At 63.5% G+C, this 16,769-nt stretch carries 11 protein-coding genes and 1 riboswitch; of the genes, 9 read left to right on the top strand and 2 right to left on the bottom strand.

The window, feature by feature from the left end; translation table 11 throughout:
• Positions 1-38 precede the first annotated feature (38 nt).
• From R2823_04175 to R2823_04155, 5 genes are all read left to right on the top strand, one after another.
• Entirely contained in the window at positions 39-2,069 is a 2,031-nt protein-coding gene (locus tag R2823_04175) for a chloride channel protein (protein ID MEZ5175383.1), read from the top strand.
• A 40-nt stretch (positions 2,070-2,109) separates the two neighbouring features.
• On the top strand, positions 2,110-3,483 hold the full coding sequence (locus tag R2823_04170) for a mannose-1-phosphate guanylyltransferase/mannose-6-phosphate isomerase (GenBank protein ID MEZ5175382.1): 1,374 nt from the start codon (positions 2,110-2,112) through the stop codon (positions 3,481-3,483).
• Positions 3,484-3,488: 5 nt separating this feature from the next.
• Positions 3,489-3,860 carry a hypothetical protein gene (locus R2823_04165; protein MEZ5175381.1) on the top strand — a complete coding sequence of 124 codons (372 nt, stop codon included), beginning with the start codon at positions 3,489-3,491 and terminating at the stop codon, positions 3,858-3,860.
• A 60-nt stretch (positions 3,861-3,920) separates the two neighbouring features.
• A riboswitch (SAM riboswitch) is annotated at positions 3,921-4,039 on the top strand.
• A gap of 66 nt (positions 4,040-4,105) precedes the next feature.
• The gene (metH, locus tag R2823_04160; GenBank protein ID MEZ5175380.1) at positions 4,106-7,564 is read left to right on the top strand and encodes a methionine synthase; all 3,459 of its coding nucleotides are present in this window, start codon (positions 4,106-4,108) and stop codon (positions 7,562-7,564) included.
• Entirely contained in the window at positions 7,548-8,348 is an 801-nt protein-coding gene (locus R2823_04155; GenBank protein MEZ5175379.1) for a hypothetical protein, read from the top strand. Before metH ends, R2823_04155 begins: the two co-directional genes overlap by 17 nt.
• Positions 8,349-8,392: 44 nt before the next feature.
• Here R2823_04155 and R2823_04150 read toward each other — a convergent pair whose 3' ends face one another.
• Entirely contained in the window at positions 8,393-9,229 is an 837-nt protein-coding gene (locus R2823_04150; GenBank protein MEZ5175378.1) for a hypothetical protein, read from the bottom strand.
• Positions 9,230-9,330: 101 nt separating this feature from the next.
• Here R2823_04150 and R2823_04145 point away from each other — a divergent pair, with 101 nt between their 5' ends.
• Entirely contained in the window at positions 9,331-11,643 is a 2,313-nt protein-coding gene (locus R2823_04145) for a DUF87 domain-containing protein (GenBank protein MEZ5175377.1), read from the top strand.
• A 55-nt stretch (positions 11,644-11,698) separates the two neighbouring features.
• Here the strand turns inward: R2823_04145 and R2823_04140 are convergent, their stop codons facing one another.
• On the bottom strand, positions 11,699-12,748 hold the full coding sequence (locus R2823_04140; GenBank protein ID MEZ5175376.1) for a sigma-70 family RNA polymerase sigma factor: 1,050 nt from the start codon (positions 12,746-12,748) through the stop codon (positions 11,699-11,701).
• Positions 12,749-12,984: 236 nt separating this feature from the next.
• Here R2823_04140 and R2823_04135 point away from each other — a divergent pair, with 236 nt between their 5' ends.
• The 3 genes from R2823_04135 (at position 12,985) to R2823_04125 (ending at position 16,769) form a co-directional block, all read left to right on the top strand.
• Complete coding sequence (locus R2823_04135; GenBank protein MEZ5175375.1) at positions 12,985-13,629, top strand: LysE family translocator; 645 nt, start codon at positions 12,985-12,987, stop codon at positions 13,627-13,629.
• A 248-nt stretch (positions 13,630-13,877) separates the two neighbouring features.
• Positions 13,878-14,777: a hypothetical protein gene (locus tag R2823_04130; GenBank protein ID MEZ5175374.1), complete on the top strand. Its 900-nt coding sequence runs from the start codon at positions 13,878-13,880 to the stop codon at positions 14,775-14,777.
• Between the two features lie 42 nt (positions 14,778-14,819).
• A complete protein-coding gene (locus R2823_04125; protein ID MEZ5175373.1) occupies positions 14,820-16,769 on the top strand; it encodes an LCP family protein in 1,950 nt (649 codons plus the stop codon).

Raw genomic sequence — 16,769 nt, 5'->3', positions numbered from 1 at the left:
AGTGTGCTGATGCAACACCAGACCGGTACCGTGCCGATGTGAAGCGGTTTCTCCGGCGAATCCAGACGATGCTCCAAGGCAGGGGCGCCGCCGCCTTTCTCCTCGCGTCGGTGCTGCTCGGCATCATGGTGGGTCTCGCCACCGCGATCCTCGCCTGGGGGATCGACGGAGTCGAGTCGCTGACGAGAGAACTGTCGAACTGGGCAACCTGGGAGCGGGCCGTCGTGTTCGTCACGATCCCCATCGGGATCATGGTCTCGTGGTTGATCAACCGCACCTGGGGGCCGGGGATCTCCGGTGGCGGTGTGACCGAAACGATGCTCGGTCTCAGCCTCCACGGAGGCTACCTCCCGACCCGACTCGTCCCAACGAAGACCGTCGCGACGGCGGCGGTTCTCGGTACCGGAGGATCCGGAGGACGCGAGGGCCCGATCGTCCTCATCGGTGCCGCCATCGGCTCATCGTTCGCTCGATACACGCACTTCGATCACGACAAGATCCGCAGCCTCGTCGCGGCGGGTGCCGGTGCGGGGATCGGCGCGAGTTTCAACGCACCGATCGCTGGCATGCTGTTCGCGATGGAGGTGATCCTCGGTTCGTACGCGATCCGCCACCTCAATGCGGTCGTGATCGCATCGGTCGGGGCCGCCGTGACGAGCCATCTCCTGCTCGGCGAGGAGCTCTTCTTGACTTCGCCGCCCCACGAGCTCGGCAGCTTCGCCGAACTCGCCCTCTATGTCGCCCTCGCGGTCCTCACCGTCGCCTTCGGACTCTTGTACCTACGCACGCTCGACACAACGGCAGCGCTGACCATTCCCCGACCGCTTCCTCGCTGGGTCAAGCCGCTCGTCGCAGGAGTCGTCGTCGCGGGACTCGGCGTGCTCTGGCCCGAGTCGCTCGGTACAGGTCGGGATTTCCTTTCAGGATTGCTCGCCCTTGAATCTGCTGACCAGATCTCCCTCGGTGCCATCACGCTCCTCGTGATCGCGGTCGCCAAGATGGTCACCTCGGGGTTGACACGGTGGGGAGGCGGCTCCGCCGGTTCGCTGATGCCGAGTCTTGTCATCGGAGGTGCGGTCGGCGCCGGCTTTGCGATCCTCGTCGAGCCCATCTGGACGATCAGCGACCTGAAGCCCGGCGCATTTGCCATCGTCGGGATGGCATGTGCGCTCGCGACGATCGCGAGAGCGCCCATCACCTCGGTCATCATCGTGTTCGAGTTGACGGGCAACTACGAGCTGGTCCTGCCGTTGATGCTCGGCGCCGCCCTCGCCACCTTTGCGAGCGATCGGTTCCATCCCGACTCCGCATACACCATGCCGCTGCGGCGACGCGGTATCACCCTTCCCAAGAACGAGGACATCGACCTCCTCGACACCGTTGAGGTGCGGTCGGTCATGCAACCCCTCGATGAGGTCCTCAGACCGTGGAACACACTGGCCGAGGCTGCCGAGTTCTTCGATGTGTCATCACATCACGGGGCGCCGATTCTCAACGATCGGGAAGAGCTCGTCGGGATTCTCACCCTGTCCGACATTGCAGATGCGGGCGGGCCGAGCAGGTCGCTCACGGTGGTCGAAGCAATGTCACCCGATGTGATCACGGTCACACCCGACGCTCGTGTGTCGGACGCCCTCACACGCATGTCTTCCCTCGGTGTCGGCCGTCTCCCGGTCGTGTCCGCCGTCAACAAACGGGAGGTTGTTGGCATGTTCCGGAGGGCATCTGTGGTGGATGCCTATGACTCGGCACTGTCGATGGCCACCGGGCGTGAGCTGTACCGGGAACGCAAACGGATCCGGTCACAGCCAGGCGCCGACTTCTTCGAGGTCTCGGTGCCGGAGAACTCCGTTGCGGCGAATCGCACCGTTGCCGACATCGAGTGGCCGTCCGACAGCGTGCTCGTATCGATCCGTCGGAGTGCCTCGGTAATGGTTCCCCACGGCAAGTCGATCATCAGGGCAGGCGATGTGATCACGGGATTCGGCAGCGCAACCGCGCACGACCATCTGGCCCATCTGGTCGCGACGATCAGGGACACGCCCCATCGGAACGAGACGAGTCCCTGATCCTTCGCCTCGCGAACCAACGCCGGTACATTCCTGAGCCATGAGCCCCGACGAATCCCCCATCGTGCCCATCATCCTCTCAGGTGGGATGGGGACCCGCATGTGGCCCGCATCCCGCCGATCGCGGCCGAAGCAGCTGCTCGCTCTGATCGGGAACCGAACCATGATCGGAGCAACCGCTCGACGAGCGAAGGCACTCGGCCGTTCGGGTCCCGTCGTTGTCACCAACGAGGACCATGCCGGGGCCATCGCTGTCGAACTGGAAGAAGCGGGAATCGACAACCCTACGATCATCCTCGAACCGGTTGGGCGGAACACCGCGCCAGCGGTCACCGCTGCCGCCCTCGCAGTCACGACCGACGGTACCGATCCCCTCATGCTCGTCCTGCCTTCCGACCATGTCATCAGCAACGAAGCCGCGTTCGCTGAGGCCGTCACGCACGCCGTCGTCGCCGCGAACGAGGGGTATCTCGTGACATTCGGGATCTCGCCGAGCCGCCCTGAAACCGGATACGGCTACATACGGGTCGGCGACCGTGTCACGGAGGATGTCCGTACGGCATCCGAATTCAGGGAGAAGCCGGACGAGGCAACGGCGGCGAGCTACCTCGCTTCCGGAACCTATCTCTGGAATTCAGGGATGTTCCTGTTCAGAGCATCGGTCTGGCTCGAGGAGATCGAACAACACGCACCCGAGATCGCCGCTGGAACTGCGGCCGCATGGGACGCTTCGGTTCACACGCCCGCGGGCATCGCGCTCGGAGCCGCCGAGTTCTCCGCCATCTCCGGTGATTCGATCGACTACGCCGTCATGGAGCACACCGCGAGAGCGGCGGTCGTTCCCACCGATCCCGGCTGGAGTGATGTCGGTTCGTGGACATCGCTGTGGGACATCGCCGACCACGACACCGACGGGAATGTGCTGTCGGGCGATGTGATCACCGTGGGAGCGAAGAACTCGCTGATCTCAGCCGACTCACGGCTCGTCGCAGCTGTGGGAACCGAACGGCTTGTCATCGTCGAGACCGCTGACGCGGTCCTCGTCGCCGCGATGGACGATACCCAGTCAGTCAAAGATGTCGTTGACGAACTCACGGCGGCCGGACGACCGGAAGTCGAAGGCGTCACCCGGAACCCGGCAACGCATCGGCTCGCCGGATCCACTCCTCACCGCATTGAGCCGTCGCCACACGAGCGCCGGCTGGTGATCGTGTCGGGGACGGGAACGGCGACGATCGGGACGCTTCCGCATGGTCTCTCACCCGGCGTGACGGTCGCGGTGCCGGCCAGCGAGACGGGTTCGGTTGTGTCCGAGGGATCGGAGTTGCTTGAATTCGTGGAAATCGAGATCAGGCGACGGCCGGGCAGCGACGATATCAACCGCGGATGGCGGCTCGACACGGACGAGGAGTAGCACATATGGTGATTTGGTTCGTGATCGCAGGCATCGTTGCATTCGTCGCGTGGGCAATCGCCCTGTCACGACGACAATCCGAACGCAAGAAACAGGCGATCGCGTCGCTCCAAGAGGAACAGGAACAGCTCACACCGTTCGACATCCACGCCCTCGTGGACGCCGAGGTCGCCGACCTCGGCCTTCGAGCCATCGAAGGATCTGACGGGATTCCCTCCCCGATCCTGTTGAAGGTATGGAATACAAGCGCTGATGTCGTAAAGCGTTGCCCTTCTCGCGATTTGCTGCGGTTCGTCGTAGCGTCCGGCGTTGCAGCCGCCGAGGCCGCCGATACCGATGTGACGCTCGTCTGCGACGACACCGTGACGAACGAGTAACTGACGGTACCGTCGCGCCGCCGAACGCAGGCACCGTGCGGCTAATGTCCTTTCACGAAGCGCTCATCCTGAGCGGTGGAGGGACAGGCCCGATGAAACCGCGGCAACCGGCGTCACGCACGGTGCCAATGCCTGATCGATGGGACACGGGCGGTGCACCGCTCGATGCGCCATGAGCGTTTCGAGAGAGGAACCGCGATGGCCACAGCGTCGCCACAGCGCAATACCCACCACGGGGCGCTTCGATGGTGAGTTACCTCGACACCGTTGGCCGACGCGTCGTCGTGTTCGACGGCGCAACGGGAACATGGCTTCAAGGCCAGGAGCTGACCGCAGACGACTTCGGAGGCCCCGATCTCGAAGGCTGCAACGAGATCCTGAACCTGACGCGTCCCGATGTCGTGGATCGCCTCCATTGTGCATACCTCGATGTCGGGGCGGATGTTGTCGAGACGAACAGCTTCGGGGCCTTCTCGGTACCGCTCGGCGAGTACGGCTTGGCGGATCGGGCATACGACATCGCCGCTGCCGCTGCAACGATCGCCCGGTCCGCAGCCGACCGCTACGGTGACCGCTTCGTCGCGGGCTCAATCGGACCGGGGACGAAGTTTCCGACACTCGGGCAAATCTCATACGCCGAGCTACGCGACGCCTACGAGGTCGAGGCTTCCGGACTCATCGATGGTGGTGTTGACCTCCTCATTATCGAAACACAGTTCGATCTGCTCTCGGTGAAAGCGGCAATCAACGGTGCACGACGAGCGCTCCGCACCGCACGACAGGACCTCCCGATCCAAACCCAGGTCACCATCGAAACCACCGGTCGGATGCTTCCCGGGACCGAAATCGGTGCCGCCGTCGCGTCCATCGAGGCTCTTGGACCCGATGTGATCGGTCTGAACTGTGCAACAGGGCCGGTTGAGATGTACGAAGCGGTCCGGTATCTCAGCAGATACGCATCCCTACCCCTCAGCATCATTCCGAACGCGGGTTTGCCGAGTGTCGTCGCCGGGGAAATGCACTACGACCTTGGTGCGAGCGACATGGCGTCACATCTGGCAACCTTCGTCACCGAGTACGGAGTTGGGATCGTCGGGGGTTGCTGCGGTACGACACCTGAGTACATAGCAACGCTTGTCGAGCACATCCGACCGCTCGAACCAGCGAGCCGACAGCCCGAACACATCCCATCGCTGTCCTCGACCTATTCGCCCGTCCCGATCCACCAGGACGCTTCGATCCTGATCATCGGGGAGCGCACGAATGCCAACGGATCGAAAGCGTTCCGCGAGGCGATGCTCGACGGCGACACCGATACCTGCATCGCGATCGGCGAGGGTCAGGTCGCTGAGGGTGCCCACCTCGTGGATCTGTGTGTCGACTATGTCGGGAGAGATGGGACCGTCGACATCGACTCGCTCGCACAGCGCTTCGCAACCGAGATCACGGCTCCCATCGCCATCGACTCCACGGAACCCGAGGTGATGCGAGCCGCTCTCGAACGGATCGGCGGCCGTTGCGTCCTCAATTCGGCGAATCTTGAGGACGGGGAAGAAGAAGGCTCGCGGTTCGACCGTGTGATGCGCCTCGCAACCGAGCACGGATCAGCGGTGATCTGCCTCCTCATCGACGAGCGCGGCCAAGCGCGCGATCTTGCATGGAAGATGGAAGTGGCGCATCGGATCCACGATCTCGCCCTGAGCCGATACGGGCTCGCACCAGAAGATCTCATATTCGATGCGCTGACATTTCCACTATCGACCGGTGACAAGGACCTTCGTGACGACGCCGTAGCAACCATTGAGGCGATCCAGAGGATCAAAGCGGAACTCCCGGGTGTCGCAACGGTGCTTGGCGTGTCGAATGTGTCGTTTGGTCTCAAGCCTGCAGCCCGTCGCGTGCTCAACTCGATGTTCCTGCACGAATGCGTGGAAGTGGGCCTCGACGCAGCAATCATCCACGCAGGCAAGATCACCCAGCTCACCGAGATTCCACCCGACCAACAGGCGGTCTGTCTCGACCTGATCCACAACCGGCGCACTGCCGAGTATGACCCGCTGGCGGCCTTGCTCGAAATGTTCGAAGGTGTCACCACCGAGACGAACACGGTTGATCCGCTCGAAGGGCTCGGTGTCTCAGATCGGCTCGAGAAGCGGATCGTGACCGGCAACGCAGGAGGCCTCCAAGCCGACCTCGATGAAGCACTGGGTTCTTGTGCTGCGATCGACATCATCAACGATCAGCTCCTCGCAGGTATGAGAATCGTCGGCGAACTGTTCGGGACGGGACAGATGCAGCTTCCCTTCGTTCTCCGGTCCGCCCAAACCATGAAGGCCGCCGTTCGGTACCTCGAGCCACACCTCGACCGGATCGAATCGGCCGACCGCGGGAGCATCGTGCTGGCCACCGTACAAGGAGATGTCCACGACATCGGGAAGAACCTTGTCGACATCATCCTGTCGAACAACGGCTACCGCGTCCACAACCTTGGCATCAAAGTGTCGATCGCTGACATGATCGAGGCGTTCGAAGAACACCGAGCCGATGCAATCGGAATGAGCGGACTGCTCGTCAAGAGCACGCTCATCATGCGGGACAATCTTGATGAGCTGACCCGTCGGGGCTTGGACGCGATCCCGGTGCTGCTCGGTGGTGCCGCACTCACCCGATCCTATGTCGAGAAGGACCTGGCCGGCAGATACGCCGGCGACCTCATCTACGGGAAGGATGCTTTCGCAGGCTTGGCTGCAATGGAGTGGATCACCGGCAACGGCCCAAAGCCTGTGGCCCCCGAGCGCTTCATTCCTGAAGTTCAGGGGGTGAAGCGCCAGCCTGCAACAGTTCCGAGGCGCTCTCCTCACATTGCTGACGACGAACCCATTCCCCCCGCACCCTTTCTCGGGTCCCGCGTCGTCAAGGGCATACCGATCGATGCCATCACGCAGTACCTCAACACGACCGCGCTGCTGCGCAACCAGTGGCAATACCGGCCGGACAAGGGCGAGGACGACGCTGCCTTCAAGGAGCGAATGGCGCCCGAGATTCGCGCACGCGTCGCAAGCGCTCAGTCGCGTGGTCTCCTCCATCCCCAGGTTGTGTACGGCTATTTCCATGCGAGCGCAGACGGAGACGACATCGTGATCTGGGGCGACACCGACCGAACCGTCGAAGCCGCCAGACTGTCATTCCCCCGTCAACAGGAAACTCCCTGGCTGTGCATCGCCGACTACTTCCGCCCGATCTCGGACAAGGCCACCGATGTCGCCGCCTTCCAGATCGTCACCATGGGTCCAGCGATCTCAGACGAAGCGCACGAGCTGTTCCGCAAGGACCGCTACGAGGACTACCTGAAGCTGCACGGAATCGGGGTTGAACTGACCGAAGCGCTTGCCGAGTGCTGGCACGCGAGAGTGCGTTCCGAGTTCGGCATCGGGCAGACCGACGCGCCGACCATGCACGGTTTGTTTCGACAGGGCTATCAGGGCGGAAGGTATTCGTGGGGGTATCCGGCGTGCCCGGACCTCGAGGACAACCTCACGGTTGCCGAGCTCCTCGACGCCTCACGGATCGGGATCAAGGTCGGGGCGCAGACCGGATACCAATACCAACCTGAACAGACCACATCGGCGATCATTTGCCACCATCGACAAGCAAAGTATTTCATCGCCAGAAAGGCGAAGGATTCGCGTGCTGACATCGGCTGACCGATTTGTGAAGATCGCCGAGGTGAACCCACCCGAGCTTCCCAACATGTCGCACCTGTTGCTCGAAGGCGCATGGGACAATGTGCTGATCACGGACAATGTGTTCGGCCAGATCCGCGTGTCGCCGTACGCCTTTTCGGCCCGCGTAACCCACGATGTCCCATCGGTGACCCCGACCGTCGTGGTATCGACCCGGGACCGCAACATCCTTGCCATCGAGTCAGAAGTGCGAGGAGCACTCGGCAACGGGGTCCGGTCATTCCTCGTGGTGATCGGGGACACGATGCCCCAGGTGGACCATCTCGCGGACCACTACGAGATCGTCCGTCACTTGCGAAGACTGCAGGGTGATCTACCGGATTTCGAGGTCGGGATGCCGACTCGGTTCCAGGCGTGGCAGAAGCGTCGTCGGATCGACGCGGGAGCACAGTTCCTTGTTGTCGGCCCGGTGCTCGACCCGGCAACGGTCGAGCCGAACATCGCCGATCTTGACCTGCAACCCGACGATCCGCCGGTCTTCCTTATGGCTATTCCTCCGTTCAGCTCCAAGTGGAATAGCCGTATGGAGAAGCTCGGAGCGGTTCCCGCCAGCAAAGGTCTCAAGCATCGACTCAAGCACGCAGGCTCAGAGTCCGAATGCCGCGCCATCGCGTGGGAAGCCTCGCGACAGGTTGCCCGCGTCGCGAGCTCTTGCGGTGTATCAGGCGTGATCCTCATGGGCCTCAACTTCGACACCGTCATCGACGAAGCCGCGCTCGCCTTCCGCGAGATCGGAGTCAGGTAGCGCCTTTTGCGAGGATCGCACCCGGGCCATGACGCTGGCGGCAATCAGTCGCTTGTCGCGAGCCGCGACGGTGACGACGCGATTCTGAGCACCAGTCCGACAATGACCACGGCAAGGCCGATCATCAGCAACAGTCGTGACTGCGCCCTCAATCCAGCGGCAAGGTCGTGGAAGATGTTCGTGACGATCACCTCCACCCGGTCGTCGGAAACTGCTTCGATCACGACCCTCCGACCCCCGGGAAGGACGAACGAGGTCACCAATCCGGCGAACGCGACCGCGCCCCCGATCATCATCGTGGCGGTCGCTGCCCGCCGTGCAAGCAAGACGATGAGAACCGACAGGATCACGGCCAGCAGGATCGCTCCCCACAGGATGCGCCGGGCGATCGACGCGTAGGGCGATAGCTCGGGGAGCGAGCCCGGCTCAACGATCACGATCTCGGCGAAAAAGGACGATTCGATGGTGGCGGCGAACTCGGGGGCGAAGCGCTCGAGCGGTCCCATGATCAGGTCCTCCACACCGGTGAGGTCGACCACGATGCCCTCCGCCTGCCCGTCGAACAGCGCCGCGTGTAGCTGGGCAGCAACGGACACGAGCATCGGCTCGAGACGGGGCCGCTCAAGTATTCCGACGAGGGCCGACTCGAGCAGCGGGCTCACAGCGATGAGCACGGGCCGTCCATCGCTGAAGCGCTCGACCGTGATGGAAGCGATAGCTTCGGTCGATGACGGTTCGGCGAGGGCGCCGACGGCGATCTCGGAGAACCTCTGCGAGTCTGCAAGATCGCGGCGGGCGAACCAACCGAAGTTCGCAATGATCAAGGCAGCAGCCAACGCGGCCGTGGCGAGGAGGAGTGCTGGGTAGCGAACGGCGAACACGGTGTCCTATCGACGACGGCGCAAGCCTACCAATCGCACCCGCCTGTGATCGTTCCCCCGGGGACACGGTGCCCCGTGGCCGACGACTACGATCGACCGGCATGAGCTTCTATCTCGGAGCGCCCATCGATGCTCACGGAGAACGGGTCGAGGGCGCGTCCTACGCCTACGAACCAGCCGATCTCACCACCCACGGCGTCATCGTCGGCATGACCGGTTCGGGGAAGACCGGCCTCGGAATCGTCTTCCTGGAAGAGGCGCTCAAAGCGGGGATCCCGACCCTTGTGATCGACCCCAAAGGGGACATGACCAATCTTCTCTTGACCTTCCCTGACCTCGCGCCTTCGGATTTCGAGCCCTGGATCGACGAGGCGGCAGCGAACAGGGAAGGGATCTCTCGTACGGACAAAGCGTCCGCTGAGGCTGCGATGTGGCGGGAGCGACTCGGGACATGGGGGCTCGACACGGCAGCGATCGCTCACCTGCGCCGACAGGCCGACATGACGATCTACACGCCCGGGTCCGAAGCAGCGAACCCGGTCAACATCGTCGGTGACCTGCGGCCGCCCGACCTGTCGTGGGACACCGAAGCCGAAGCGATCCGCGACGAGATCGAGGGATTCGCCTCGGGTCTTCTCGGCCTCGTCGGTATCGACACCGATCCGGTGTCATCACGAGAGCACATCCTCGTCGCCAACCTCGTCGAGCGTGCCTGGCGCGACGGGACAACACTGGATCTGGCCGCCCTCATCACCCAGATCGCCGATCCGCCGATGCGCAAGCTCGGTGTGTTCGAGGTGGACCAGTTCTTCCCTGAGCGTGACCGCATGAAGCTCGCCATGCAGCTCAATGCGCTCCTCGCCTCCCCCTCGTTCGCCGCTTGGATGACCGGCGCCGATCTCGACATCGAAGAGCTCCTGTGGAAGGACGGAAGGCCCCGAGCGGCGATCATGTACCTCGCGCACCTTACGGAGACCGAACGCCAATTCGTGACGACAATGGTCTTCTCCCGGCTCGTCACCTGGATGCGTTCCCAACCAGGGAGCAGCAATCTTCGCGCGCTCGCCTACATGGACGAGGTGTTCGGGTTCGTGCCGCCAAGCGCCCGGCCACCTGCCAAGAAGCCGATCCTCACCTTGCTCAAACAGGCGCGGGCGTTCGGTGTCGGCGTGTTGCTGTCGACCCAGAATCCGGTTGATCTCGACTACAAGGCAATGTCGAACGCAGGGACCTGGTGCATTGGGCGACTCCAGACCGAACGCGACAAGGCCCGGATCATCGAGGCCCTGACAACCGCATCGGGCGCGATCGATACCGAAGCGATGGACACGACGATCTCAAGCCTCCCGAAGCGAGGGTTTGTGATGCACAGCACGAGAGAGCCAGCTCCAACGGTCATCACGACGCGCTGGGCCATGTCGTACCTGCGCGGCCCGATGACGCGCGAAGAGGTCGGCCGGTTCAAGGAGACGACCGAGCGGGCCGACGCGCCCGCCGCCGCGTTGAGTGATCAGGCTCAACCGTCATCGCCGTCGCCCCCGAAGGTCGCCGAGGGCGTCCGTTCGCTCGCGATCCATCCAGCCGCACCGTGGCGCGAACGCGTCGGAGACGACACAGCGGGCGATGTCTACCGACCGGTGTTCGCGGTGACCGTCGAGATGCGGTTCGACGAAGCACGGATCGGACTCGAACACATCGAGATGTGGGAAGCGATCGTCACGGACAGCGGCGTCGATGACCCCTCCGATGTCGTCGTCGTCGATCATGACGAGCGGGACTTCGTCGATCCTGATCCTGCCATACCGTTCGACTCGGCAGAGATCCCGATCTCGCAGTCCCGGTTCTTCGACGATCTCGTGTCGAACATCACGCGACATCTCGACGCCAACGAATCGCTCGAACTGGAACGCAACCGCGCTGTCGATCTCGTGTCACGACCCGGAGAATCCCAAGCAGATTTTCTGGCACGGTGCAAGGCAACCGCCGACGATCGCGCTGACGAGAAGAAGGCAACCGTTGTCAAGAGGTATGAGGCGACGCTCCGCAAGGTCAAGCGAGCCTATGACTCCGCCGTCGCGGACGCCGACCTCGCCGCGCAGGCCGCCGAGGATGAACAGCGGTCCGCCATCATCGACCTCGGCATGGACCTGCTGTTGCGGGGCCGCACGAGACGCTCAGACTCGCGGGTTCGTCAGGCGCGGGATCGTGCGCAACGGGCACGAAGCAAGATCGAGGCGAAGCGAAACGAGTACGAGGACCTGACGATCGACATGGAGAATGCCTGTGCCGAGATCGACGCCGAATGGGATGCGAAGGCAACAGATATCGGGCGCATTTCGGTCGGTCTCGAGAAGGACGATATCCGCGTCACGGACATCAAGGTCGTGTGGGTCAGAAGGCGGGCGACGCGATGAGCGGCAGCCGTGGTGCGACGGATTGCAGTGATCGATCAGCGGTGATGCTTGGCGATCAGATCAGGTCCTGTTCGCGGATGCCGAAGCTCGGGTGCCGGAGGCGACACAGGGCGAGCTTCTCGAGCTGACGGATTCGCTCCCTCGTGAGGTTGAACTCCTCGCCGATCTCTTCGAGCGTGCGGGGGATCCCGTCGTAGAACCCGTATCGGAGCGCGAGGATGCGACCCTCGCGTGTCGGAAGCCGATCGATCGACTTGCGGAGGGAATTCGCGATGTCGAGCTCCTCGGTCACACGGACCGGGTCCGCGGCGTCCTCATCCTCGATGAAGTCGCCGAGCTGGGCTCCATCCTCACCGATCGGCTGTTCGAGGGAAACCGTGTCCGCAACAGCAAGCGCCAGCTCGACCTTGGAGACCTCGACCCCGGCTTCTTCTGCGATCTCGTCCGGTTTCGGGTCGCGACCGAGCTCGGCCTTCAGCGACGCCTGCGCGGCACGCACCGCTGCGAGGGTGTCGTGCAGATGCACCGGAATGCGAACGGTGCGCGACTTGTCGGCGATGGCACGCGTGATGGCCTGGCGTATCCACCATGTGGCATAGGTGGAGAACTTGAACCCTTTTCGCCAATCGAACTTCTCGACTGCCCTGATCAAACCCAGGTTGCCTTCCTGGATGAGATCGAGGAAGTCGATACCGGATGTGTTCGCGTAACGGCGAGCATTCGCCACAACGAGTCGGAGGTTCGCCGTCAGGAACGCGTCCTTCGCTTCGCCACCGCGCCGGACCTGGCGCTTGAGCAGGATTTGTTCGGCCTTCGTCTTGTAATCGCCGGCATCGAGACGCTCAGCAGCGGCCTGGCCAGCCTCGATCTTTTGCGCGTAGTCGACCTCGTTTTCGGCCGTCAGGAGCTCGAACTCGCCGATCGAGGTCAGGTACTGGGAGACGAGATCGGTTGTGAGCCTTCCGCGATCGTCGGTGAGCTTCGAACGGTCACGATCCCTGAGTGTCCGGCTCAAGGTGTCGCGATCCATGCGCTCCTTGGCCTCTTCACGCTCGCGCTCGGCCTTGTCGACGATCGCCTTTCGCGGCTTGGAACCTGTCGTCATCCACATCCTCCAAGGTGACTCGACGGTCGGCGCTCGTCATGTCCTGGCCGATCGGCAAACGGGGCACCAGCCCGTGCCGCTTGACCACTATCACACAGCAAGCGGGTCTTGTGAACCCACAATCTCGTGGGTCGGAAGGTAGGAACGGCCATGTGGTACCTGCACATGCGACCGTCACGCCCCCGAGCCGTGGACGGCCCTCGAGCCGGACCGGGCGGGTTCTCTATGCTCACACGATGCCCGACGCCCGGACCTTGGCCCTGTTCGCTGCAGCGTCGTTCGTGCTGGTCATCATCCCCGGACCGGCGGTCATCTACATCCTGACCCGCAGCATCAGCCAAGGACGCACGGCAGGCATCGTTTCGGCGCTCGGAGTCAACATCGGCACCGGGGTACATGTGCTCGGAGCCGCTGCTGGACTGTCGGTTGTCCTTGCGAACTCCGTCGCCATGTTCAACGCCATCAAGTGGGTTGGTGTTGCCTACCTGGCCTGGATCGGCATCCGAACCATCCGAATGGATGACACCGTGTTCACGACGGAGACCCGGGATCCAACCGCCTTGCGCAGAGTGTTCACCGAGGGCGTGATCGTCAACATGCTGAACCCGAAAGTCGCGATCTTCATCCTCGCGTTCCTCCCCCAGTTCGTCGACACCGCAGCGGCGAACCCCGCCGCACAAACGATCGTGCTCGGTGTCACCCTCATCGCTGTCGGCGTCGTATCTGACAGTGCCTATGCGTTCGCGGGTGGACACTTGGGGCGACTGCTGCGAAGGCGACCCCACGCGGCTCGAACTGCCCGCATCGGAGCGGGTGCGACCTATCTCGCCCTCGCCGCCGTCGCCACCTTCACCGGGACACGATCCAGCCCCGGATCGTGAGGACACCACCGCGAGACCCGACCCGACCGGGTGATCACCGATCCGGCATCGAGCGCTGAGGATCTCCGGCCGACCAGCAAACACCGATCCCCCGTGTCCAAATCCGTGCGGTTGCATGGGCACGCCTTATCCTGACGCCGATGCCACGGACATCCTCGAACCTCCCCATCTGTATTCATTGCGGAACCCCACGGCCAGCGGACGAGACCCGGTGCCCCACCTGCGGCAAGCCCTGGATCGATGTCCGAGTGGAACCACCCAGCGACGCTGCCCCCAAACAAGTCCCTCCCCCCGCCGGATCAACCACACCGGCCGATGAAGAGGTTGCCGCGGCCGACACAGCCGATGCGATGCCTCCGCCGCTTGTGCCCATTCACGACACCGGCGAGTTCGGCATGGACGAGTGGACCCTGCCGCCAGAACCGACCCGTTCGAAGGCGGTGTGGCTGCTGCCGATCGCTTTGCTCGCTGCCGTTGCTGCGTTCTGGGGATTCGTTTGGTTCGGAGGGGATTCCCCAACACCCACCACCGTCGCCGCTGCACCCGAGACCACGACAACATCGTCGCCGTCCTCCACCACGACAACAACCGGGGCTACCACGACAACGAGCTCATCGACCACAACGACCACCGTCCCGTATCCCGCGGCTTCGGACTGGGAAGGCAACGGCAACAGCATCGCGCTCACCGAGCTTCCGCTCAAGGCCGCGGGTATCGGAGAGCTCGCGTTCGGAACACCGATCGACGAAGTGGCGGGCACGCTCGTCGCAAGCATCGGAACTCCGGACGCCGCAGGTGACAGCGACCTGTGTCAGCCGGAGGAGGCATACTGGCTCCAGTGGGGACCACTGCGCGCCGTCTTCGATGGCTGGGAGTCGGATGCGTCCTTCGTGTCCTACCGATACGAGGACCGGGACGAGGGAACCACCGATGTGGTCCTCAGAACGCTGTCGGGTCTCGAAGTCGGACACACGGTCGAACAGCTCAAGTCGACCTACGGTTCGTTCACGGTCACCTTCGAGGTGATCGACGCGCAAAACTATTTTCGGCTGGTCGACGGTGGCGAGCTCCTGTTGTGGGGCCCCGTCACATCGACCGATGACGACGGCACCGTGGTGGGAATCTACTCCCCGACACCTTGCCCGTAGGGCCCGTGGCGACCCGGGCAAGTACTCTTGGGTCTGGTTGACATGAGCAACGAGACAACACCGTCTTCGACCCCCCGTCTTCGCCGTCGGATCTTCAACGCGCCAACGATGCTGTCGTTCGTCGCCGCGGTTGCAGTGTTCATCCTGGTGTCGACGATCGTATCGACCAACCTCGGGGTCGCGGTCGCCATCGGAGCAGGAGCACTCGCTGGCGGACTGATCTGGTGGTCCTTGTCGTCAGTCGCACGACACCGCCAGCTCGCGACCGTCCTGACGAACCTCCCCGATGTCGGGCCGATTCCGACCCACGAAGCACTCGCCCCTGCCATCGGCGACGGGGACGCGGCCACCGCGTACCGCCTCGCGGCGCAAGGCCTCGAGGAACGCACAACCGGCCAGATTCTCCTTTTCACCAGCCCGGTCCCTGGCTGGGGAACCACGACGGTGGCCCTGAACACGGCAATCGCGGCGAGCCGTCTCGGACGACGCGTCGTGTTCATCGATGCGGACCTCACCTGTCACGGAGCATCCCGATTCCTCTCGACGGGACCTGAGCCCGGTCTCTCAAGCCTTGCCGATGGCACGGCAACGCTCCCCCAGGTCGCCCGCCTCCTCACGGTGAGTACTGATGTGCGGCTCCCGGTGATCCCACCGGGAGGACCCATGGACGACGAAGCACTTCTCGCGGGGCCCGAGATGGGCGCCGCCATCGACACGATGGCGGCAACGGCGGATTTGATCATCATCGATGCTCCTCCTGTTGGCTGGTCCGATACGACTCCGCACCTCGCAGCGCACGCGGATGGCTCGGTGCTCGTGGTCTCCCCCAAGGCAGACCCGGCAACAACCGTCGCGACCGGGGAACGACTCGCCGACATCGGTGCGCCGGTCCTGGCCTATATCACCAACCGGTCCGAACGCGTCATGACGCCACTCGGGTCAGTTTGGAAGTCCCTCATCATCCGGACGGTTGCCATGGCGGTGCTCCTCGCTGCGGCGTTCACGCTCTTCACGAGCGGGCAACTGTGGGCTGCGTGGGCCGGAATCGACCGCGAGGAGTTCTCACTCGCCGACGCCAATGTCGCCCTCGATGCAACCACGACGACGGTGAACCCGGGGGCGCTGCCTGCCGTCGATGGAGCTCACACGACAGCACCGGACCCGGCACCTGACACCGAATCCCCCGAGATGTTCGAAACGTTCCTCGTCATCGGCGGCGACGAAGACTCGGGGTCAAGCGATGTCTTGCTGTACCTCGTCCGGCCAACCGACGGCACCGATCCGTTCATGATGTCGTTTCCCCGTGACCTGTATGTCACCAACCCGTGCACCGGCACGAAGAGCCGAATCAACGCCCTGTCGCACGGGTGCCCCGAAAAGGACATCAACGGGCCGACGCTGCTCGCCGTTGAGATCTCGCGCCTCACCGGCATCGATGTCGACCACTTCGCGGAGTTCACCTTCGAAGGATTCGTCGACATCATCGACGCCGTCGGGGGCGTCGAGATCTGCGTCGGTGACTACGATGTGCGGGATCTTGGGGAAGCGCAACTCCGCCTCCCGGCAGGCTGCACCACGGCAAACGGAACCCAGGCGCTGTCGTGGGTCCGGTCCCGCAAGACGGAGCGCTACAAGGATGGTGTGTGGGGCCGGATGCCAGGGACAAGCGACCTGATGCGCAACGAGCACCAACAGGATGTCATCGTCGAGCTCGCGAAGGAGTTGAAGGGCTTCGACTCGCCCCAGGCGCTGACGCAGATCGTCTCGAGCGTCGCCGATGCATTCACACTGAGCGACACCCTCGGCCTTTCGGATGCCATCTCGCTCGCCTGGTCGATGCGCGGTATCGACATCGAGGACATCCACCGCATCGAGATCCCGGTCGAGCTCTCACGGTCACCGTCGAACCAGTCGATCCTCGTATGGACGACACCGCCGCGCGAGGTCATCGAAGACTTCTACAAGGGGACGCTCCCCGAAGGGAGCTCCTGA

This window comes from Acidimicrobiia bacterium (genome assembly GCA_041393965.1).
Lineage (GTDB): Bacteria > Actinomycetota > Acidimicrobiia > Spongiisociales > UBA5794 > UBA5794.
The sequence above is the reverse complement of the archived record's forward strand: the minus strand, read 5'-3'. Positions and strand labels throughout refer to the sequence as shown.